Annotated in this window: 23 protein-coding genes; 14 read left to right on the top strand and 9 right to left on the bottom strand. The window is 74.0% G+C overall.

From position 1 onward, the window contains the following. Positions 1-368: 368 nt before the first annotated feature. Complete coding sequence (locus ACI6PP_RS06505; protein ID WP_421110100.1) at positions 369-839, top strand: NUDIX hydrolase; 471 nt, start codon at positions 369-371, stop codon at positions 837-839. On the opposite strand, the gene ACI6PP_RS06500 is transcribed toward ACI6PP_RS06505, so the two are convergent. Beyond that, positions 836-1,540, bottom strand: coding sequence for a GAF and ANTAR domain-containing protein (locus ACI6PP_RS06500; RefSeq protein WP_421110098.1), 705 nt, complete (start codon positions 1,538-1,540; stop codon positions 836-838). The two genes, ACI6PP_RS06505 and ACI6PP_RS06500, sit on opposite strands and share 4 nt — an antisense overlap. A gap of 92 nt (positions 1,541-1,632) precedes the next feature. On the opposite strand from ACI6PP_RS06500, the gene ACI6PP_RS06495 reads away from it, so the two are divergent. Both ACI6PP_RS06495 and ACI6PP_RS06490 read left to right on the top strand, forming a co-directional pair. Next, positions 1,633-1,935 carry a DNA polymerase ligase N-terminal domain-containing protein gene (locus ACI6PP_RS06495; RefSeq protein WP_421110096.1) on the top strand — a complete coding sequence of 101 codons (303 nt, stop codon included), beginning with the start codon at positions 1,633-1,635 and terminating at the stop codon, positions 1,933-1,935. 11 nt (positions 1,936-1,946) lie between these two features. Then, positions 1,947-2,093, top strand: a complete 147-nt coding sequence (locus ACI6PP_RS06490) for a hypothetical protein (RefSeq protein ID WP_421110094.1) — start codon at positions 1,947-1,949, stop codon at positions 2,091-2,093. 4 nt (positions 2,094-2,097) lie between these two features. On the opposite strand, the gene ACI6PP_RS06485 is transcribed toward ACI6PP_RS06490, so the two are convergent. Genes ACI6PP_RS06485 through ACI6PP_RS06475 form a run of 3 tightly spaced genes read right to left on the bottom strand, consistent with a single transcriptional unit; the run spans position 2,098 to position 3,022 of the window. Beyond that, entirely contained in the window at positions 2,098-2,403 is a 306-nt protein-coding gene (locus tag ACI6PP_RS06485; RefSeq protein WP_421110093.1) for a hypothetical protein, read from the bottom strand. After that, complete coding sequence (locus ACI6PP_RS06480; protein ID WP_421110091.1) at positions 2,396-2,638, bottom strand: hypothetical protein; 243 nt, start codon at positions 2,636-2,638, stop codon at positions 2,396-2,398. The genes ACI6PP_RS06485 and ACI6PP_RS06480 overlap by 8 nt, the downstream gene beginning before the upstream one ends. 12 nt (positions 2,639-2,650) lie before the next feature. Continuing rightward, entirely contained in the window at positions 2,651-3,022 is a 372-nt protein-coding gene (locus ACI6PP_RS06475) for a hypothetical protein (RefSeq protein WP_421110090.1), read from the bottom strand. 157 nt (positions 3,023-3,179) lie between these two features. On the opposite strand from ACI6PP_RS06475, the gene ACI6PP_RS06470 reads away from it, so the two are divergent. From ACI6PP_RS06470 to ACI6PP_RS06430, 9 genes are all read left to right on the top strand, one after another. Then, entirely contained in the window at positions 3,180-3,464 is a 285-nt protein-coding gene (locus tag ACI6PP_RS06470) for a WhiB family transcriptional regulator (protein ID WP_421110089.1), read from the top strand. A gap of 94 nt (positions 3,465-3,558) precedes the next feature. Beyond that, the gene (locus tag ACI6PP_RS06465; RefSeq protein ID WP_421110087.1) at positions 3,559-4,359 is read left to right on the top strand and encodes an SDR family NAD(P)-dependent oxidoreductase; all 801 of its coding nucleotides are present in this window, start codon (positions 3,559-3,561) and stop codon (positions 4,357-4,359) included. Between the two features lie 83 nt (positions 4,360-4,442). After that, a complete protein-coding gene (locus ACI6PP_RS06460; RefSeq protein ID WP_421110086.1) occupies positions 4,443-5,315 on the top strand; it encodes an SDR family oxidoreductase in 873 nt (290 codons plus the stop codon). A gap of 109 nt (positions 5,316-5,424) precedes the next feature. After that, positions 5,425-5,820, top strand: coding sequence for a phage holin family protein (locus tag ACI6PP_RS06455; protein WP_421110085.1), 396 nt, complete (start codon positions 5,425-5,427; stop codon positions 5,818-5,820). Beyond that, on the top strand, positions 5,817-6,083 hold the full coding sequence (locus ACI6PP_RS06450; protein ID WP_421110084.1) for a DUF3618 domain-containing protein: 267 nt from the start codon (positions 5,817-5,819) through the stop codon (positions 6,081-6,083). Before ACI6PP_RS06455 ends, ACI6PP_RS06450 begins: the two co-directional genes overlap by 4 nt. Beyond that, positions 6,080-7,237, top strand: a complete 1,158-nt coding sequence (locus ACI6PP_RS06445) for a YihY/virulence factor BrkB family protein (protein WP_421110083.1) — start codon at positions 6,080-6,082, stop codon at positions 7,235-7,237. The genes ACI6PP_RS06450 and ACI6PP_RS06445 overlap by 4 nt, the downstream gene beginning before the upstream one ends. Positions 7,238-7,352: 115 nt before the next feature. Beyond that, positions 7,353-8,873 (top strand): catalase, encoded by a 1,521-nt coding sequence (locus ACI6PP_RS06440; RefSeq protein ID WP_421110081.1) that lies wholly within the window; start codon positions 7,353-7,355, stop codon positions 8,871-8,873. A gap of 103 nt (positions 8,874-8,976) precedes the next feature. Next, complete coding sequence (locus ACI6PP_RS06435; protein WP_421110080.1) at positions 8,977-9,864, top strand: aminotransferase class IV; 888 nt, start codon at positions 8,977-8,979, stop codon at positions 9,862-9,864. After that, positions 9,861-10,382, top strand: a complete 522-nt coding sequence (locus tag ACI6PP_RS06430) for a DinB family protein (RefSeq protein ID WP_421110078.1) — start codon at positions 9,861-9,863, stop codon at positions 10,380-10,382. Before ACI6PP_RS06435 ends, ACI6PP_RS06430 begins: the two co-directional genes overlap by 4 nt. Before the next feature lie 330 nt (positions 10,383-10,712). Here ACI6PP_RS06430 and ACI6PP_RS06425 read toward each other — a convergent pair whose 3' ends face one another. The 5 genes from ACI6PP_RS06425 to ACI6PP_RS06405 all read right to left on the bottom strand — a co-directional run bounded on the left by ACI6PP_RS06425 (position 10,713) and on the right by ACI6PP_RS06405 (position 18,385). Next, positions 10,713-14,111, bottom strand: a complete 3,399-nt coding sequence (locus ACI6PP_RS06425; RefSeq protein ID WP_421110077.1) for a beta strand repeat-containing protein — start codon at positions 14,109-14,111, stop codon at positions 10,713-10,715. A gap of 214 nt (positions 14,112-14,325) precedes the next feature. Then, positions 14,326-15,885, bottom strand: coding sequence for a hypothetical protein (locus ACI6PP_RS06420; protein WP_421110075.1), 1,560 nt, complete (start codon positions 15,883-15,885; stop codon positions 14,326-14,328). A gap of 422 nt (positions 15,886-16,307) precedes the next feature. Beyond that, the gene (locus ACI6PP_RS06415; protein ID WP_421110073.1) at positions 16,308-17,270 is read right to left on the bottom strand and encodes an AraC family transcriptional regulator; all 963 of its coding nucleotides are present in this window, start codon (positions 17,268-17,270) and stop codon (positions 16,308-16,310) included. Between the two features lie 63 nt (positions 17,271-17,333). Next, positions 17,334-17,819, bottom strand: a complete 486-nt coding sequence (locus ACI6PP_RS06410; protein ID WP_421110072.1) for a hypothetical protein — start codon at positions 17,817-17,819, stop codon at positions 17,334-17,336. Next, entirely contained in the window at positions 17,810-18,385 is a 576-nt protein-coding gene (locus ACI6PP_RS06405) for an RNA polymerase sigma factor (protein WP_421110071.1), read from the bottom strand. Before ACI6PP_RS06405 ends, ACI6PP_RS06410 begins: the two co-directional genes overlap by 10 nt. Before the next feature lie 130 nt (positions 18,386-18,515). Here ACI6PP_RS06405 and ACI6PP_RS06400 point away from each other — a divergent pair, with 130 nt between their 5' ends. Both ACI6PP_RS06400 and ACI6PP_RS06395 read left to right on the top strand, forming a co-directional pair. Continuing rightward, positions 18,516-18,701 (top strand): hypothetical protein, encoded by a 186-nt coding sequence (locus ACI6PP_RS06400; protein ID WP_421110069.1) that lies wholly within the window; start codon positions 18,516-18,518, stop codon positions 18,699-18,701. Continuing rightward, entirely contained in the window at positions 18,679-19,515 is an 837-nt protein-coding gene (locus tag ACI6PP_RS06395) for an N-acetylmuramoyl-L-alanine amidase (protein WP_421110068.1), read from the top strand. Before ACI6PP_RS06400 ends, ACI6PP_RS06395 begins: the two co-directional genes overlap by 23 nt. Positions 19,516-19,611: the final 96 nt, after the last annotated feature.

The raw sequence follows: 19,611 nt of genomic DNA, 5'->3' as shown, positions 1-19,611 counted from the left end.
AAGCTCGTGCCCGACCTGACCTACCCCGTCACCGGCCTGGGCTGCGTCGACCGCGTCTACACCGACCACGCCACCTTTCACCTGACCGACGGCACCGTCACCGCCGTCGACACCCACGGCACCACCGCCGACGAGCTCGCCGACAGGCTCGGCCTGGACCTCAGGACCCCCTGACCCACTGGCCTTCGTCGTGCGGGGCCGTCCGATTCGTCCTACGCTCGCACTGCGAGTCCGACTCACGCAGACGGCCGCACCTCCACCAGGAGACCGGTGTCGTGCCGGGGCCACGAGCTCCGGCGCAACACCGGTCTTCTGCCGTGGACGGGGCGTGCGCGACGATGGTCGTCCGCCCACCACGAGGAGCCCGCGTGCCCATCCCGGACTTCATCGCCGCGCTGCGCGAGAAGATCGGCCACGACCCGCTCTGGCTGCCCGGCGTCACCGCGGTCGTCACGGACGACGACGGCCGCCTGCTGCTCGTGCGCCGCGCCGACGACGGACGCTGGACCCCCGTCACCGGCATCGTCGATCCCGGCGAGGAGCCGGCCGTCGCCGCCCGCCGCGAGGTGGCCGAGGAGACGGGCGTCGAGGTCGTCGTCGAGCGGCTCGCGTCGACGGCCGTCACCGGACCGGTGGTCTACGACAACGGCGACCGCGCCACCTACCTCGACCTGACGTTCGCGTGCCGCTACGTCTCGGGCACCGCCCACGTCGCCGACGACGAGTCGAGCGACGTCGGCTGGTACGCCCGCGAGGCCCTCCCGGCGATGGACGACGAGTTCCTCCGCCGCATCGCCTCCGCCCTCGACGACGGTCCGGAGGCCGGCTTCGTCCGCTAGTCCGCGGTCTCGGCCAGCCCCGGCAGCTCGCGGTCGCGGACGATCAGGTCGGCGACCTCGCGCACCTTGACGTTGCGGTGCTGCGAGACCCGCGTCATCGAGCGCCACGCGGTCTCGGCGTCGAGGCCGTAGCGCTGCATGACGATGCCCTGCGCCTGGCCGATGACGGTGCGGGACTCCACGGCGGTCCGCAGGTGCTCGATCCGCAGCGCGGACGCGAGCGCGAGGCCCACCTGGCCGGCCACCAGGTACCCGGTGGCGAGGTCGTCGACGTCGAAGTCACGCGGGTCGCGGCAGTACAGGTTGATCGCGCCGACGACCTGCTTGTCGACCGGCACCCGGACGGCGACCACGCTGCCGATCCCGAGCTGCGCGGCCTGCGGTCCCCACCGTGGCCAGCGCGAGTCGCGGGCGACGTCGCGAACCGTGTAGTGCTCCTGGTCCTGGGCGGCGTCGACGCACGGGCCCTCGTCGAGCTCGTACTGCAGCTCGTCGGCGCGGGTGACGGCCGGGTCCGAGCTGACCGCCGTGCGGTAGCGGGTGCGGTCGACGAGCGTCACGCTGCACGCGTCGAAGCCGGCGACGGCGGGTGCGCCGTCGACGATGCGCTGCAGCGCCTCCTGCACGCCGGGCGCGTCGACGACCTCGCGTCCGAGCTCGAGCGCCAGGCGGGTGACGATCCAGTGGTCCGACTCAGCCATGGTGCTCCCCTCCCCGTGGTCGGCACCGCGCCGACCGTCCCAGCCTCGCATTCCACCACGCCGGGCACCGGAGGCCGACGTACGGTCGCACCATGGCCGAGCCCGCCGACGACGCGCCCGTGTTCGTGGTCCACAAGCACCAGGCGTCCACGCTGCACGACGACCTGCGTCTGCAGGTGGGCGACGTGCTCGCGTCGTGGGCCGTGCCCAAGGGGCCCTCGACCGATCCGCGCGACAAGCGGCTGGCGGTGCGGGTGGACGACCACGAGCTGTCCTACCTCGACTTCGAGGGCGTGCTCGGTCCCGGCCCCGGTGCCGGGACGGTGGTCGTCTGGGACATCGGCACCTACCGCGACGAGACCCGCCGCGACGGCGAGGCGGTGCCTGGGCCCTGACGCACACCCGGATGGGCGGTCAGGAGCGCAACTGGCTGCTGGTCAAGGTCGACGACGACGGAGCGGACCGTCGTCGCGACCCGGTCTCGACCGAGCCCGGGTCGGTGCTGACCGGCCGGACGAACGACGACCTCGCCGCCGAGCGGGACGGGGCCTAGGGCCTCAGGCCGGGCCCGACGACCCCTCGCCCGACTCCTCCAGGCCCGAGGAGATGGCCTGCGCGACGCGGGGGAGCACCTCGTCGACGTCGAGGCCCACCTCGTCGCACAGCCGTGACAGCACCGTGGCGGCGGTGAGCACGGTGCCCATCAGCGCCTCCTGCGACGGCAGCTCGGCCAGCAGGGTCGCGGTGAGCCGGGCGAGGTCGCCGTCGTCGGCGAGCCCGCCGTCGAGGGCGGCGATCAGCAGCGGGACGCCCGAGCCGACGGCCGTGCCGAGCGCAGCGGCGTCGAGACCGCCCTCAGGCATCGGTCTGGACGTCGCCGTCCGCGACGGCCTCGGCGTACCTGCGCACGTCGGGCCCCGGCTGGTAGTCGATGAAGCGGCCCTTCATGCGGGCGTTGATCTCCTCGTACACCTGCTCCCACGGCTCGCCCTGCATGCTGCCGGCGAGCTCGACGACGGCCTCGCGCAGCACGCGGTCGGCGTCGTCGAGGATCTTGGCGTGCGCCTCGTCGTTCCAGGTGATCTCTGAAGCCTTCATGGGGTGCTCCTCTCAGCGCCGGCCGGCGCGACGCCGGTCGACCAGCAGTGCGGCGGTGTTCAGGGCGGCCCACGTGCCGGTGACGGCGAGGATCTTCTGGCGGGCCTTCGACGTGGGGGCGGACGCGGCCAGCATGGCGCCGTCGCTGAGGTCGAGGCCGATGCGCACGAGCATCGCGGCCTGCGTCACCGACGGGGTGCCGCGCAGCGCGGCGATCGAGACGGCGAGGTCGCGGAAGCCGAACGTGGTGGCGACGAGGTCGTAGCGCTCCTGGCCACGGGCGTCGTCGGTGATCGCGGCACCGAGGTGCCGGGGCTTGGCCAGCGCGAACGCGGCGTAGGCGGCCGTCGCGGCCGACATGGTCTTGCTCAGGGTCTGGGTCACCCCCACGACGCTAGGCCACCGGGACGACGGACGCCGTTCGGACCGAACCTACGCACTCGGGTTGATGCGTGACGCAGTTGTGACTAGGTTTTGAACAAGTTCTTCGCACGGCTTCGACCCCGAGGCCTCGAGCGGAGCAGCTGCGAAGGAGCCCCCCATGGCCAATCTGTCCCGCCTCCCCATGCCGATCCACGAGACCTACGACTGGCAGTTCGAGGGCGCGTGCAACGACGCCGAGCCCGAGACCTTCTTCTCGCCCGAGTTCGAGCGCGGCCCCCGCCGCGCCGCCCGCGAGTCCGCCGCCAAGGCGTTCTGCGCCCGCTGCCCCGTGGTGCGAGAGTGCCTGGAGCACGCTCTGCAGGTGCGCGAGCCCTTCGGTGTCTGGGGTGGCCTGACCACCCGCGAGCGTGAGGACCTGGCCCGCGAGGAGATCGCGGTCTGATGGCCCGCCCGCGACCCTCGGGGGTCGTCCCCTACCTCCAGCGCCTGCGCGTGCGACTCGCGACGGCGCTGACCTACCTGAGTGGAGCACCCGCATGGACCTCGGCATCTCGGACCGCACAGCCCTGATCACCGGTGGCGACTCCGGCATCGGCTGGCACACCGCGCGCCTGCTGCTCGAGGAGGGCGCGACCGTCGTCCTCAGCGACGTCGACCAGGAGTCGCTCGACGCGTCCGCCGCGAAGCTCGAGGCGCCCGAGGGCAGGCTCTTCGCCTTCGCCGCGGACGTCACCAGCACCGAGTCGGTGCAGGCGCTCCAGACCCGGGTGGCCGACGCGGTCGGCGACATCGACATCCTGGTGCAGTCCTCCGGCGTGACCGGCGCGCAGGGCCTGTTCCACGAGATCGACGAGGAGGGCTGGGCGACCACGGTCGACATCGACCTGATGGGCCCGGTCCGCCTGCTGCAGGCGTTCCTGCCGGCGCTGCGTCGAGGCGGGTGGGGACGCATCGTGCTGATGACGTCCGAGGACGCCCTGCAGCCGTACGACGACGAGCTCCCCTACTGCGCCGCCAAGGCGGGCGTGCTCGCGCTGGGCAAGGGCCTGTCGCGCAGCTACGCCAAGGAGGGCCTGCTCGTGAACTGCGTGTCGCCCGCCTTCATCTCCACCCCGATGACCGACGCGATGATGGAGAAGCGGGCCGACGAGCTCGGCACCTCCACCGACGAGGCCATCGAGTCGTTCCTGGACGAGGAGCGTCCCTACATGGAGCTCAAGCGTCGCGGCGAGCCCGAGGAGGTCGCCAACGTGGTGGCCTTCCTGTGCTCGGACCGCGCCTCGTTCGTCAACGGCTCGAACTACCGCGTCGACTCCGGGTCCGTCGCCACCATCTGATCCACCCCTCCTCGGTCTGAACCTGCGCCGGGGCTCCGCCGCCGCGTCCGCGGCGGCGCACCCACGTCGAAGGGCAGACCCCCGTGAGCAACGACCCCCGCACCCCCGAGCAGGACCAGCCCGAGCAGAGCCAGCCCGAGCCGGGGCTGGCGTCGCAGATGACGCCGCGCGCCGACCACGGCGAGGAGTCGTACGTCGGCACCGGTCGGCTGGCCGGCAAGCGCGCGATCGTCACCGGCGCCGACTCCGGCATCGGACGCGCGGTGGCGATCGCGTACGCCCGCGAGGGCGCCGACGTCGTCCTGTCGTACCTGCCCGAGGAGGAGCCGGACGCCCGTGAGGTCGTCGCGCTCGTCGAGAAGGAGGGCCGCCGGGCCGTGACCGTGCCCGGGGACCTGTCGGTCGAGGAGGGCAACACCGCGCTGGTGCAGAAGGCCGTCGACGAGCTCGGCGGCATCGACGTCGTGGTGTCGGTGGCCGGCAAGCAGCAGTTCGTCGAGGACATCGCCGACCTGTCGAGCGAGCAGTTCGACGCGACGATGCGCACCAACGTCCACGCGCTGTTCTGGCTGTGCAAGGCCGCCGTCCCGCACCTCCAGCCGGGCGCGAGCATCATCACCACCTCGTCGCAGCAGGCGTACACGCCGTCGCCGGGACTGCTCGACTACGCGACCACCAAGGCCGCGATCAACACGTTCAGCAAGGCGCTCGCCCAGCAGCTCGCGCCCAAGGGCGTGCGCGTCAACGTCGTCGCGCCCGGCCCGTTCTGGACGCCCCTGCAGGTGGCCGGCGGCCAGCCCACCGAGGCGCTGCCGGAGTTCGGTGAGCAGGCTCCGCTCGGACGCGTCGGCCAGCCCGGCGAGATCGCGTCCGCCTACGTCTACCTCGCCTCCGACGACGCGTCGTACGCGAGCGGTTCGACGATCGCCGTCACCGGCGGCACGCCCACGCCCTGATCGACCGTTTCGTCCCGTCGTGCGGCCGTCGGCGGCCCGTTCTACGTTCGACCCACGGGACGGTGAGGCCGTCGCCTCCCGCCGTGCCCCCCATCCCCAGGAGCCGTCCATGACCACCCCACCGACCTCCGACGCATCGGTCGGGCAGCTGCTCGGTCAGCTGTCCGAGCAGACCAGCCGGCTCGTCCGCGACGAGATGCAGCTGGCCAAGATCGAGATCCGCGACACCGTCCGGCACGCCGGGCTCGGTGCCGGTCTGTTCAGCGCCGCCGGCGTCCTGGCGCTGTACGGCGTCGGCGCGCTCGTCGCCACGGCGATCATCGCGCTGGCGCTGCTCGTCGACCTGTGGCTCGCCGCGCTCATCGTCACCGTCGTGCTGTTCGCCGGCGCGGGCCTGGCCGCCCTGGTCGGCAAGAAGCAGGTCGGCCAGGTCTCGGTCACGCCCGAGCGTGCGGTCGAGAACGTCAAGCGCGACGTCGCCGAGGTCAAGGGAGACCGGTCATGAGCAGCCCCAAGGACGGCAACCCCGAGATCACCGCCGACGAGGTCGTGGCCGACATCGAGCAGACCCGCGAGGAGATGGGCGAGACCATCGACGCCCTCGCCGACAAGCTGAACCCCAAGCACGCCGCGCGGCACGGGGTCGACGCCGCCAAGGCCGCCGTCACCGACGACTCCGGACGGGTCGAGCCCGACCTCGCCGCGGCCGTCGCGGCGGTCGTCGTCATGGTGGTCGCCACCCTGGTCCTGCGCGGAAGACGCTGGTGAAGTTCCTCCCCGGTCGCAAGGCCCACGACGAGCCGGAGGCGTCGCGCCGCGACGACGACCGGCAGTCGACCGAGCGCCAGGAGCGCGCGACGCCCGACATCGAGGACCCCCGCAAGCCCGACGGCCCGCGCGAGATGACCAAGCCGTCCTGGGTGTACGTGGTGCGCAAGACCGCGCGCGAGTTCTCCGAGGACCAGTGCACCGACCTGGCCGCCGCCCTCACCTACTACGCGGTGCTCGCGATCTTCCCGGCCACCATCGCGCTCCTCTCGGTGCTCGGGCTGGTCGGCCAGAGCCGCCAGGCCATCGACACCGGGCTCGGCGTGCTCTCCGACGTCGGCGCCGGGTCGGTCGCCGACACCATCCGCCCGACGCTGCTCGAGCTCAGCCAGTCGTCCGGCGCCGGGATCGCGCTGGTGGTCGGTCTCGCCGGCGCCCTGTGGTCGGCGTCGGGCTACGTCGGCGCGTTCAGCCGGGCGAGCAACCGCGTCTACGAGATCGGCGAGGGCCGTCCGATCTGGAAGCTCCGCCCCGCGATGCTGCTGGTCACGGTCGTGCTGGTCGTCCTCGCGGCCGTCGCGCTCCTGCTGCTCGCCCTCACCGGGCCGGTGGCGCAGGCCGTCGGCGACCAGATCGGTCTCGGCAGCGCCGCGGTGCTCACCTGGCAGATCGCCAAGTGGCCGGTGCTGCTGCTCGTCGTGGTGACGATGGTGGCCCTGCTCTTCTGGGCCACCCCCAACGTCAAGCAACCCAAGTTCCGCTGGCTGAGCGTCGGTGCCGTCCTCGCGATCGTCGTCTGGGCGCTCGCGTCCGCCGCGTTCGGCGTCTACGTCGCGATGTTCTCCAGCTACAACCAGACGTACGGCGCCCTCGCGGGCGTCGTCGTCTTCCTGCTGTGGCTCTGGATCACCAACCTCGCGCTGCTCTTCGGTGCCGAGCTCGACGCCGAGATCGAGCGGGGTCGTCAGCTGCAGGCGGGCTTCCCCGCCGAGGAGGAGATCCAGCTCCCGGCTCGCGACACCAAGGCGATCGACAAGGCCGAGGCCAAGCGGGCCGACGACGTCCGTCGCGGCCGCGAGCTGCGTCGCTCGCACGGTCGCCCCGACGACGCCGAGCCGCCCCGCGGACGTCAGAAGGTGGCCGACCGCGAGTGAGCCTCTCCTGCCTTGCGACTCCGCACCACCCGTGGTTGTCTGGAACGGTTCCAGTCTCCGCGGGGTCACGCACGTCCCACTCCGATTCCTGGACCCACCCGACGAAGGAGCAGCCTTGACCCAGATCGACGACAACGTCACCACCACCAACACCGGGGCCCCGGTCGACAGCGACGAGCACTCGCTGACCCAGGGCACCGACGGCGGCATCCTGCTGCACGACCACTACCTGATCGAGAAGATGGCGCAGTTCAACCGCGAGCGCGTCCCGGAGCGGGTCGTGCACGCCAAGGGCGCGGGCGCGTTCGGCGAGCTCGTCGTCACCGAGGACGTCTCGGCGTACACCAAGGCCGACTTCCTGCAGCCGGGCCGCACCACCGAGGCGCTCGCCCGCTTCTCGACCGTCGCCGGCGAGCAGGGCAGCCCCGACACGTGGCGCGACCCCCGCGGCTTCTCGCTGAAGTTCTACACCGACCAGGGCAACTACGACATGGTCGGCAACAACACCCCGGTCTTCTTCGTCAAGGACCCGATGAAGTTCCAGGACTTCATCCGCTCGCAGAAGCGCATGCCCGACTCCGGCCTGCGCGACCACGACATGCAGTGGGACTTCTGGTCGCTGTCGCCCGAGAGCGCGCACCAGGTCACGTGGCTGATGGGCGACCGCGGCATCCCCAAGTCGTACCGCCACATGGACGGCTTCAGCTCGCACACCTACCAGTGGGTGAACGAGGCCGGCGAGCAGTTCTGGGTCAAGTACCACTTCAAGACCGACCAGGGCATCGACTTCCTCACCCAGGACAAGGCCGACGAGCTGGCGGGTTCCTCGCCCGACCACCATCGTCAGGACCTGTTCGGCGCGATCTCCGACGGCGACTTCCCGTCCTGGTCGTTCGAGGTGCAGATCATGCCGGTCGCCGACGCCGAGGACTACCGCTTCAACCCGTTCGACCTCACCAAGGTGTGGCCGCAGGCGGACTACCCGCGCATCAAGGTCGGCACGCTGACCCTGAACCGCAACCCCGAGAACTTCTTCGCCCAGATCGAGCAGTCCGCGTTCGAGCCGTCCGCGCTCGTGCCCGGCATCGGCCTGAGCCCCGACAAGATGCTCCTCGGTCGCGTGTTCAGCTACGCCGACGCGCACCGCTACCGCATCGGCGCCAACTACACGCAGCTGCCGGTCAACGCCCCCAAGGCGCCCGTCCGCTCGTACTCCAAGGACGGGTCCATGCGCTACGCGTGGAACAGCCCCGAGACGCCGGTCTACGCGCCCAACACCAAGGGCGGCCCGCACGCGACCGGTCGACCCGAGGACACCGGCTGGTACGCTGGCGGCGAGCAGGTCCGTGCGCCGTACAAGCAGCACGCCGAGGACTCCGACTGGGTCCAGGCCGGCACGCTCGTCCGCGAGACCATGGACGAGGCCGCCCGCGAGCGCCTCGTCGGCAACATCGCCGGTCACCTCTCCAACGGCGTGAGCGAGCCGGTGCTGCAGCGCGCGTTCGAGTACTGGCGCCACGTCGACGAGGACCTCGGCAAGCGCGTCGAGGCTGCGGTGTCCGACATCAAGGCCGAGAAGGACCCGACCACCGGTCAGTCCCCCGCCACCGAGGGTGACGAGGCCGTCAAGCGCTGAGTCCCGCACCTCCCGGCGCCGCCGTCCCGACACCTCGGGGCGGCGGCGTCGTCGTGGGTGGGCAGGATGGGGGCGACCACCGTCCCCTCGCCGAGGAGCCCTCGTGACCGAGCCGTTGAAGATCTTCGTGGGCGACGCCGTCGTGCCCGAGCACGAGGCGCGGGTGTCGGTGTTCGACGCCGGCTTCCAGTCCGGCGACGCGATCTGGGAGGGCCTGCGCGTCTACGGCGGGCGGGTGCTCAAGCTCGACGCGCACCTGCGCCGCCTCGAGCAGTCCGCGCACGCGCTGCGCATCCGGCTGCCCTACGACCGCGACGGGTTCGTCGACGCGATCCGCCGCACCCTCGACGCCAACGGCTTCGTCGACGACACCCACCTGCGCCTGATGGTGACGCGCGGGTCGCGGTCGACGTCGGGCATGGACCCGCGCAACGCACCGCCCGTCGGCACGCTGGTGGTCATCGCCGAGCGCAAGCCCGTCGAGGCCGAGCCGACCCCGCAGCGGCTGCGCACCGCGAGCATCCGGCGCCCGCACCCCCAGTTCGTCGACGCGAGCATCCACCACGCCAACCAGCTCAACTCGATCCTCGCGCGCCTGGAGATCCTCGACGAGCCCGACGTGGACGCGACCCTGATGCTCGACGCCTTCGGCTACGTCGCCGAGGCCGACACCGCGAACGTCTTCTGCGTCACCGACGGGGCCGTCAGCACCCCGTACGCCACGTCGTGCCTGCACGGCATCACCCGCGAGAGCGTGCTGCGCATCAGCGAGGCGGCCGGCTACCCGACGGCCGAGCGGCAGCTGACCCTGTTCGACGTCTACAACGCCGACGAGGTCTTCGTCACCGGCACCGTCTGCGAGCTCGTCCCGGTGACCACCGTGGACGCCCGCCGGATCGGCACCGGATCGCCCGGGCCGGTCTGGCGCGACCTGCTCGAGCGGTACCGCGACGAGGTGCGTGCCGACGTCGACCGCGACACCGAGAGGTGAGCGTCTGGACGGCCCCCGCGGTCGAGCCCGCGGACGGCCCGCTGGTGGGTGACGAGCGGCCGATGCTGCAGGCGATGCTCGACTCGCACCGCGCCGCGCTGCTGCACACCTGCCGCGGTCTCACCGGCGAGCAGCTCGCCGCACGGGCGGTGCCGCCGTCGACGCTGTCGCTGCTGGGCCTGGTGCGCCACCTGCGCAAGGTGGAGCGGGTGTGGCTGCGCGTCCGGTTCGGGGGCGAGGACGTGCCGGCCCTGCACGGGTTCGGCACCGACGCCGTCGACGTCGACTTCGACCAGCTCGACCCGTCCCGCGCCCGCGAGGAGCACGAGGCGCTCGTCGAGGAGTGGCACCTGGCCGATGCGGCCGTCGCCGGGCTGCCGCTGGACGCCGAGCGCGTGGTGCGGGGCGAGACCATGTCTCTGCGTCTGGTCTACCTGCACCTGATCGGCGAGTACGCCCACCACACCGGTCACGCCGACCTGCTCCGCGAACGCATCGACGGCGTCACCGCCCGCTGACGTCCGGCGGTGCCCCACCAGACGCCCCCGGCGGCTGGGGCACCTGGCGGTGGGTACGGCCCCAAGATCGGCGCGAAAGTGGGGCCGTACCCACCGCTGGCCCGCGGGCGGCGAAGCGACGCCACCGCCGCCCGTTCTCGGTGCGCCCTTCCACCCGGCAGGTGCCGCACCCACCCAGCGACGGACGCCCCCCGCGCGGAGGTGCCTCACCCACCACGTGGGGCCGAGAAGTGGTGGGTGAGCCACCGCCGGCCGAGCCGGCGGACGCACGAGGCCCCGCAGGCGGGCCATCGACGTGGCCCGCCCGCGGGGCGGTGTGGGTCGCTCCGCTCAGCCGAGGAGCAGGGCGATGAGCGCCGCCAGGACCGCGGCGAGGCCGCCGTTGCCCGAGGTGGTGCTCGAGACGGCGGTGGAGCCGCCGCTGGTGGCCGACGAGTCCGAGCTCGTCGTCGCCGTGCCGTGGCCGCCGTTGCCGGCGTCGCCGCTCGCGCCGCCCTGGGTGTAGGACGCGTTCACGGCGTTGCCGCCGGCACCGGTGCTGCCACTGTTCCCGCTGTTGCCCGACGTGGCCGTGCCACCGCAGCTGACGTCGCCGACGACGGCGAAGCAGATGTTGATGACCTGGTTGCCGCCGGTGCTGCCCGTGGAGCCGCTGTTCCCGCCGTTGCCGCCGACGGCGGTGTTGGTGGAGGTGGCGTTGCCGCCGGCGCCCGAGCTGCCGCCGTTGCCACCGGTGCCGGTGGCGTCGTCGTCACTCGTGGCGGTGGCGTGACCGGTGCTGCCCGAGGTGGTGGACGACCCCGCCGTCGAGCCGCCGCCGTTGCCGGCGGTGGCGCTGGAGCCGGACCAGCCGCTCCAACCCGGGGCCACCAGGTAGGCGCCGGCGGCGGTCATGCCGCCGTTGCCCGAGGCCGTGCTGGAGCCGGCGCCACTGCTGCCGCTGGTGGCCGACGAGTCCGAGTCGGTGGTCGCCGAGCCGTTGCCGCCGTTGCCGCCCCTGCCGCTGCTCCCACCGGTGGTGGTGGAGACGTTGCCCGCGTTGCCGCCGGCTCCGGTGCTGCCGCTGTTGCCGCTGTTGCCCGAGCTCGCCGTGCCCCCGCAGGAGACGTTGCCGACGACGGTGAAGCAGTAGTTCGTCACCGAGTTGCCCCCGGTGCTCCCCGTCGCGCCGCTGTTCCCGCCGTTGCCGCCGGTGGCGTGGTTGCCCGAGGTGGCGTCGCCGCCGGCGCCGGTGCTGCCACCGTTGCCGCCGGTGCCCGTGGCGTCGTCGTCGCTGCTGGACGAGGCCGACCCGGTGCTGCCGGACGTCGTGCCCGACCCCGCCGTGGACGGTCCGCCGTTGCCCGAGGTGGCCGACGTGCCGCCGCCCTTGCCGCCACCCACGCTGCTCGCACCGGCGGCGCTGTCGCCGCCGTTGCCCGAGCTCGTGCTCGAGCCTGCCGCGCTGTTGCCGCTGGTGGCCGACGAGTCCGAGTCGGTGGTCGCCGAGCCGTTGCCGCCGTTGCCGGCGTCACCGCTGCTCCCACCGGTGGTGGTGGAGACGTTGCCCGCGTTGCCGCCGGCTCCGGTGCTGCCGCTGTTGCCGCTGTTGCCCGAGCTCACCGAGCCGCCGCAGGAGACGTTGCCGACGACGGTGAAGCAGTAGTTGCCCACCGAGTTGCCGCCGGTGCTGCCGGTGTCGCCGCTGTTGCCCCCGTTGCCGCCGGTGGCGTGGTTGCCCGAGGTGGCGTCGCCGCCGGCGCCGGTGCTGCCACCGTTGCCGCCGGTGCCCGTGGCGTCGTCGTCGCTGCTGGAGGAGGCCGACCCGGTGCCACCGGACGTGGTGCTCGACCCCGCCGTGGACGGTCCGCCGTTGCCGGAGGTGGCCGACGTGCCGCCGCCCTTGCCGCCGCCGACGCTGCTCGCACCGGCGGCGCTGCTGCCGCCGTTGCCCGAGCTCGTGCTCGAGCCGGCGCCGCTGCTGCCGCTGGTGGCGGTGGAGTCCGAGTCGGTGCTCGCGGACCCGTGGCCGCCGTTGCCGGCGTTGCCGCTGGCGCCTCCGGTGGTGGTGGAGTGGTTGCCCGCGCTGCCGCCGGCCCCGGTGCTGCCACTGCTCCCGCTGTTGCCCGAGGTCGCGCCGGACTGGCTGACGACGACCGGCGGGACCCAGGGCCCCTTCGACGGCCCGGGGTTGCTGGACGCGTGCCGGGGCTTGGACACCGGCGCGTGGTGGCCGAACGAGATCGACTTCACGTGGCCCCGGCGTGTCTGGTGGCTGGTGCCGTGCTCGTACCAGCCGTCGTCGTGCTTGCCGGGCTTGGGCAGGTGCCACCCGTTCCCGGCGGTGTTGCCGCCGGTGCTCCCGGTGGCTCCGCTGGTGCCCCCGTTTCCGCCGGTGGCGGTGTTGGAGGACGTGGCCGCGCCGCCGGCGCCCGAGCTGCCGCCGTGGCCGCCGGTGCCCGTCGCGTCGTCGTCGCTGGTCGCGGTCGCGTCACCGGTGCTGCCCGAGGTGGTGTGCGAGCCCGCGTGCGATCCTCCGCCGTTGCCGGCGGAGGCACTGGTGCCTCCGCCCCCCTGGCCCGATCCGGCGGAGGAGGCCCCGGCGGTGCTGCTGCCGCCGTGGCCCGAGGTGGTGTGCGACACGGCCGTCGAGTCGCCGCTGGAGGCCGACGAGTCCGAGTCCGTCGTCGCCGAACCGTTGCCGCCGTTGCCGGCCTCGCCGCTGCTCCCACCGGTGGTGGTGGAGTGGTTGACGGCGCTGCCGCCGGCCCCGGTGCTCCCGCTGCTGCCGCTGGCGCCCGAGGTCGCCCCCGACTGCTGGACGCCGCCGTGCCCGGCGTTGCCCGCGGTGTTGCCGCCGGTGCCGCCCGTGCTGCCGCTGCTCCCTCCGCTGCCGCCGGTGGCGGTGTTGGAGGACGTCGCCGCGCCGCCGGCACCCGAGCTGCCGCCGTGGCCGCCGGTGCCCGTCGCGTCGTCGTCGCTCGTCGCGGTGGCGCCGCCGGTGCTGCCCGAGGTGGTGTGCGACCCGGCCGTCGAGCCACCGCCGTCGCCGGAGGTGGCCGACGTGCTGCCCGCCTTGCCGCCGGCCGACCCCGCGCCGGCGGAGGTGCTGCCGCCAGCGCCCGAGGAGGTGGCCGAACCCGCGGCGCTGCTGCCGCTGGTGGCGGTGGAGTCCGAGTCGGTCGACGCCGAGCCGTGGCCGCCGTCGCCGGCGTTGCCGCTGCTCCCACCGGTGGTGGTCGAGTGGTTGCCCGCGCTCCCGCCGGCCCCGGTGCTCCCGCTGCTGCCACTGGCGCCCGAGGTCGCGCCCGACTGGCCGACGCTCGTGCCCCCGGACGAGGACGTCGACGACGACGGTCCGCTCTGGTGGCCCGACCCGCCGTTCGAGGCGCTGTTGCCGCCGGTGCTCCCCGTCGCGCCGGACGCGCCGCCGTTGCCGCCGGTGGCGTGGTTGCTCGAGGAGGCGCTGCCGCCGGCGCCCGAGCTGCCGCCGTGGCCGCCGGTGCCGGTGGCGTCGTCGTCGCTCGACGCGTGGGCCGCGCCGGTGCCGCCCGACGTGGTCGACGACCCGGCCTTCGAGCCGCCTCCGTCGCCGGAGGTGGCGGTGACCTTGACGGGCTGGCTCACCGAGTGCGGGGGCGTGCCCGTCTCGGCTGCGTGCTCGTCTGCTTGTGCGGCGGCCTGGCTGAACAGCCAGATCCCGCCCGCGAGTGTTGCCGTGGCAAGCACCCGGGTACTCCATGGACGCATGTCGATGCTCCTTGAATGGTGGTGGGTGACGCGCGGTCGCGCGTCGGGGGAACGCCCCCGAGGGCGGGTGGTGCGCTGGGGCGGGCGAGGCCGCGCCGGACGGTGCCGGACCGAGAGCGCACGCCTGTCGACCGACGTGCCGCGGACCGGGTGACCGACGAGCGTCGATCGCCGTCGACCGGACGTGGATTCGTGCGGTCGACCGGGGGAGAGGTCAGTCGGGGTGGTCCTCGACCAGCGCGGCGGCGCTGGAGGACAGGACCGAGTCACCGGACCAGCGGTCGAGCCCGCTGGCCTGGGGGAGGCTGAGCGCGTGGTCGAGGGCCACGACGACCCACGGCGCGACGCCCGAGGGAGCCGAGCCGTGGCCCGACGGGGAGCCGGCGCCCGCGGAGCCGGCCGAGCTGAGGGAGACCTTGACCGGGTCCTCCGACGGCACCGGCGCGACGGGTGCGTGGTCGCAGGCGTCGCAGCGGGCCGGGTCGGCGGTCTCCGGGACGTCGCTGCCGGGGAGGTCGGAGTCGCCGTTCGGCGTCCGCAGGGCAGCGGGCTCCGCGACGTCGGACGGGCCGGCGCCGCCGGTCGTCGCGGCCTGCTCGGACGCGGACGCCGGGGACGGGGTCGAGGCCTCGGCGTGCACCTGCGGCCGTGACGCGGCACGGGGCGTGTCGTCGGTGGTCGGGGCCGTCGAGGCGGGAAGGGCCGCGGTCGCTGCCGGCGCGTCGGCCGGGTCGCTGGTGGTCGGGACCGGATCGGCCGAGGTCGGTTCGTGCGTGGTCGTGCCCGTGGTCGGGGCCTCGCCGCCCGAGGTGCCGGAGCCAGCGCCGGTGCTGCCCTCCGGGGCGGGCGTCGCCGGCTGGCCGGCGCCGTCGGGGGCTGTCCCGGCGGTGGGCTCGGCCGGGGTCTCGGTACCGGTCCCGGGCTGCTCGGTCTCGGGCTGCTCGGTCTCGGGCTGCTCGGTCTCGGGCTGGTCGGTGGACCAGCCGGGCACCTCGACGGCGGGCACGACGATCGGCGGCAGCGCCGGGATCTCCACGGCGGGCACCTCGGCCGGCGGCAGACCCGGGAACGGCACGGCCGGCACCTCGACCGCCGACACCTGGATCGCCGGCAGCTGGACCGACGGTAGCTGGACGGCCGGGAGGTCGACCGTCGGGGCCTGGTCCACGACGTGTGCGGCGACGTGGACAGCCGTGGTGCCGATGACCGCCGTGGTGTCCGCGGGCTCGGCGCGCGAGGGTCCGGGGTCGGTGCCGCCCGTCGGCTCGAGCGCCGGGGCGTCGTCCGAGGGCGCCGGCGGCAGGCCGTCGTCCGACCGGTCCGCGGGATCGACGGACCCCGTCTGCGAGCGCACCGGGCCCGGCTCGGGAGCACGCGGACGGACCGGCTTCGACCGGTCCGGGGACGGCTGCCGCGGCTCGTGGACGGGCCGCGACCGGGGGCGCGACGGCGCGGGTCCGCGCGTCGTCGCCGGTGCGGCCGTGGCGCCGGGCGCGGTGCCGCCGGACGTGCGGCTGGGTGGCTCGTCCGCGGGGGACGACTCGGTCCGGGGGGCGTCCGACGACGTCGCGGGCGTGGCAGGGGCAGGGGCCTCCTGCGCCGGGGCGGGCGTGGACGTCGCGCCCTCGTCGTCGGCGGAGGCGGCGGCCGCGCCGAGGAGGACGACGCCGGCGATCCCGGCTCCGAGCAGCACCCCGCGCAGCGCGAGCCGGCGCAGGCGTCGGGGCAGCGGCGTGGACCGCTCCCGCGACGTGCGGCTCGACGACGTGCCCATCGATGCTCTCCCTCGAGGCCCGAGTCACCGGCCGTGGTCGACCGGGACGGCCGGGCCCCGTTCACGTGGACGTGACCTGACGCGGCTCAGTGAGGACCCGGCCGCCGCCGTTCGGCAAGTGGTCCCGGCGAATCGGTCCGAAAATCATCACCGTGGTGTAGCGCAGCTCGTCACCGGTCGGTATGTCAGACGTCCAAACCGCCTCACGGCCCGATTCCCTTGCACCGCGGCGGGCCGCGTGCGACCCGTCAGGAACGGTGCGAGCCGGGGCGAAACGGACGCCGGGACCGCTCCGGCGCCCGCCCGAGCGCCTCCCCACGGTCGGGGACGCAGGCGCGTGGACGTCCGCGCGGACCGCCCGGGGACGGCGCCCTGGACGTCCGTGGCCCCGTCGCGGCTCCTCGATGCGCGATCGTCTCGCGTCAGGCGTCGGTGTCGGCCTGCTCGCCCCGGGCGTCCGGTGCTCCCCGACGGTGCTCGCTCGGGCTGACGCCCCGGACCCGCTTGAACGCGGCGCTCAGCGCGAACGCGCTCGAGTAGCCCACCTGGCGGGCGACGACCTCGACGGTGTCGTCGCCGGCGCGCAGCAGGTCGGCGGCGAGCGTGAGGCGCCACTGGGTGAGGTAGCCCATCGGTGGCTCGCCCACCAGCTCGGTGAACCGCTTGGCCAGCCCCGCGCGCGACAGCGACGCCCGCTCGGCGAGCTCCACGAGCGTCCACGGGTGCGACGGGTCGTCGTGCATGAGGGTGAGGACCCGACCGACGGCCGGGTCGGTGTGGGCGGCGTACCAGCCGGGTGCCCCGGAGTCGGGCCGCGCGAACCACGCCCGCACGGTCGCGACCAGCGCGAGGTCGAGCCAGCGGTCGAGCACGAGGTCGTGGCCGGGCTCGCGTCGTCCGAGCTCGTCGTCGAGCAGCCGGTGGACGGCCGACGGGAGGTCGTCGGCGCCCACGACGAGCACCCGGGGGAGCGCGTCCAGCAGACGCAGCGGCACCTCGCCGGCCAGCCGGTAGCCGCCGGAGACGAGCACCGTGGAGCCGTCGGGCGCCGTGCCGTAGCCGTCGGGCCCCTGGTGGGTGGCGACGTCGTCGGGCAGGTGGTCGGCCCACCGGGCGGTGCCCGCGGCGTCGACGAGCAGGTGGGGCGAGGTCGCCGCGTCGTCGGCGACGGTGAAGGGGCCGCGCACCAGGGCGACGTCGCCGGCGGCGAGCGTCACGGGCGGGTGCCCGTCGACCACCACGACCGCCTCTCCGCGTGCCGTCGTGACGAGGGCCAGCGACGAGCCGTCGTCCACGCCGAGCGCCCACGGCGGCTCCAGCACCATCTGCACGAAGCTGCCGCCCCGTGCTCGCGTGCCGTCCAGAAGGTCGTCCAGGACTCCCATCGACTCACCGTAGACGATCGGACATGCCCGGTTCCTCGCCCGAGATGACGGTCTTCGAGCCCTCTAGTCGACGCGCGCGTCACCCACGACGACGTCGACGACGCTCACCTGGACCGCCTCGACGTCGTCGCGCTCGGGGTCGGGCCCGAGCACGTCGAGCAGCAGCTCGCGCACGTCCGCGCGCACCTGCTCGCCCAGCGCGACCAGGTCGGTGCCGTAGGAGCAGACCAGGTCGACGCGGACCGACCGGCAGCGGTCGTCCACCACGTCGAGGTCGACGTCGCGCGGCACGGCGCCCTCCTGCCGGATGCGCTCGCGCACCATCGACACCAGCACCCGACCCGACACCCAGGTCCGGGAGCCGACCTCGTCGCGCGACGGGTCGCCGTCAGCGCCGACGGTGAGCAGCGCCGGTGCCGGACGCACCAGCGAGCGCACGCGCCCCTTGATCCGGTTCGACACCTGCGGCCAGTCGGGCTGCGGCTCGGGCTCGTCCCGGAGTGCCTGGGTCGCCCGCTCGAGCGGGTCGGGTCCGCCTCCTATCGCCATCTCGCCATCCTCTCTGCCAGCGTCCTGCGACCGCGGTGCAGGTGCATCCTCACGCTTCCGGGCGTGATCGCGAGCACCTCGGCGATCTCGGTGTAGCTCATGTCCTCGAACTCCCGCAGCAGCCAGACCGAGCGCTGGTGCCAGGGCAGCTCGGCCAGGGCGGCGTGCAGCGCCTCGAGCAGCTCGGAGTCGAGCACGCCCTGGAGGGGGTCGCGACGGTCGGCCGGGCTGATCGCCGAGAGCAACCGGTCGTCGACGGGGGTCGGCCGCCGCGTCCGGGCGAGGTCGGCCGCCCGTCGCTGCACCAGGCGGAACAGCCAGGTGCGCAGGGCCGAGCGTCCCTGGAACGTCGGGAGGCCGCGCCACGCGGAGACGAAGGCCGCCTGCACGACGTCGGCCGCGTCGTGCTGGTCGCCGACCAGCCGGCGGGCGTACCCCAGCATGCTCGAGCCGTAGCGGTCGACCACCTCGGCGAACGCGGTCTGGTCGTCCAGGCGCGCCGCCCGCACGAGCGCCTCGTCGGAGGCGTCCGCCCAGCTCCGCGGAGGGCCTGCGGCTGTCGACACCTCCTCATCCTGACCGCGCCACCTCCTCGACGCACCTCGGAGCCGTGACGCCGCGGAGCCAGGTTTCCGCCGGGCCCGAGCGGGGAACGGTGCAGGTGGACCAGGACCGTCGAGACCCGAGGTGACGACCATGACCCCTGCAGATCCCTTCTCCCGGCGGCGGGTGCTCGCCGGACTGGGAGCCGTGCTCGCGACGCCGGTGGCGCTCGCGCTGCCGACGCCCGCCGCGGCCGCCCCCTCGGAGCCGGCGCCGGAGTGCCTGGCCTCGCTCGTGCAGGAGGGGGAGCTGGCCTATGGCGATCTCATGGCTCGCTGACGTCCTGCGCAGCGCCGGCGTCCAGGTCGTCGAGGAGGGGCCCTGGCTGAGTCGCAGCGCCGGGTCGTCCTTCGCGCCGATCGGCGTCCTGTGGCACCACACGGCGGCCCAGTCGAGCGCCGCGCGTCCGGCTCCCGCCCTCGGCATCTGCATCGACGGTCGCTCGGACCTGCCCGGCCCGCTGTGCCACGCGCTCGTCGACTACGACGGCGTCTTCCACGTGATCTCGGCCAACCGCGCCAACCACGCGGGCCGCAGCCGTGGCAGCGGTCCGATCCCGGCCGGTGACGGCAACACCCTGATGGTGGGGTGGGAGATCGACTACGCCGGCGACGGCTCGGGGCAGGGCGGCCCCGTCCAGGAGATGACGCAGGCGCAGTACAACGCCTCGGTGGCCGCCACGGCCGCCGTCCTCACGCGCCTGGGCACCGACGCGAGCCATGCCCGGGGCCACCGCGAGACCAGCACCACCGGCAAGATCGACCCGTCGTTCATCGACCTGGACGCGATGCGCGCCGACGTCGCCGCCGCGATGGGGCAGGCGCCGCCGCCCACCCCGTCCGGCACGCCCTTCCGGATGTACGCCTCGGGGGTCAACGTGCGGCCCACGCCCGACACCTCCGGTGCGCCCGTGGGGAACCTCGCCTCGCCCACCACGGTCTACGTGCAGTGCCAGACGCCCGGCGAGACCGTGACCGCCAACGGCTACACCAACGACCTGTGGTCGAGGATCTCGAGCCCCGTGGCCGGCTACATCAACAACGTGTTCATCGAGGGGCCGGCGAGCCTGCCCGTCGACGCCTGCCCGGTCTGACCCCCGGGCGAACCGGACAGATGTGGTGCCGGTCACGTCGGACGCCACTAGCGTTCTGTGTCACGGACGGTTGCCACCCCCGGAGCGACCTGTCAT

The sequence above is a fragment of the Solicola agrisoli genome (assembly GCF_049059935.1).
Lineage (GTDB): Bacteria > Actinomycetota > Actinomycetes > Propionibacteriales > Nocardioidaceae > JAURVT01.
Note: the sequence above shows the minus strand (reverse complement) of the source record. Positions and strands in the feature narration are given on the sequence as shown.

Bases quoted from the DNA above. Each gene is read 5' to 3' on its own strand.
- ACI6PP_RS06500 (WP_421110098.1), bottom strand. From the start codon at position 1,540: ATGGCTGAGTCGGACCACTGGATCGTCACCCGCCTGGCGCTCGAGCTC.
- ACI6PP_RS06495 (WP_421110096.1), top strand. From the start codon at position 1,633: ATGGCCGAGCCCGCCGACGACGCGCCCGTGTTCGTGGTCCACAAGCAC.
- ACI6PP_RS06490 (WP_421110094.1), top strand. From the start codon at position 1,947: ATGGGCGGTCAGGAGCGCAACTGGCTGCTGGTCAAGGTCGACGACGAC.
- ACI6PP_RS06485 (WP_421110093.1), bottom strand. From the start codon at position 2,403: ATGCCTGAGGGCGGTCTCGACGCCGCTGCGCTCGGCACGGCCGTCGGC.
- ACI6PP_RS06480 (WP_421110091.1), bottom strand. From the start codon at position 2,638: ATGAAGGCTTCAGAGATCACCTGGAACGACGAGGCGCACGCCAAGATC.
- ACI6PP_RS06470 (WP_421110089.1), top strand. From the start codon at position 3,180: ATGGCCAATCTGTCCCGCCTCCCCATGCCGATCCACGAGACCTACGAC.
- ACI6PP_RS06465 (WP_421110087.1), top strand. From the start codon at position 3,559: ATGGACCTCGGCATCTCGGACCGCACAGCCCTGATCACCGGTGGCGAC.
- ACI6PP_RS06455 (WP_421110085.1), top strand. From the start codon at position 5,425: ATGACCACCCCACCGACCTCCGACGCATCGGTCGGGCAGCTGCTCGGT.
- ACI6PP_RS06450 (WP_421110084.1), top strand. From the start codon at position 5,817: ATGAGCAGCCCCAAGGACGGCAACCCCGAGATCACCGCCGACGAGGTC.
- ACI6PP_RS06425 (WP_421110077.1), bottom strand. From the start codon at position 14,111: ATGCGTCCATGGAGTACCCGGGTGCTTGCCACGGCAACACTCGCGGGC.
- ACI6PP_RS06420 (WP_421110075.1), bottom strand. From the start codon at position 15,885: ATGGGCACGTCGTCGAGCCGCACGTCGCGGGAGCGGTCCACGCCGCTG.
- ACI6PP_RS06415 (WP_421110073.1), bottom strand. From the start codon at position 17,270: ATGGGAGTCCTGGACGACCTTCTGGACGGCACGCGAGCACGGGGCGGC.
- ACI6PP_RS06410 (WP_421110072.1), bottom strand. From the start codon at position 17,819: ATGGCGATAGGAGGCGGACCCGACCCGCTCGAGCGGGCGACCCAGGCA.
- ACI6PP_RS06400 (WP_421110069.1), top strand. From the start codon at position 18,516: ATGACCCCTGCAGATCCCTTCTCCCGGCGGCGGGTGCTCGCCGGACTG.
- ACI6PP_RS06395 (WP_421110068.1), top strand. From the start codon at position 18,679: ATGGCGATCTCATGGCTCGCTGACGTCCTGCGCAGCGCCGGCGTCCAG.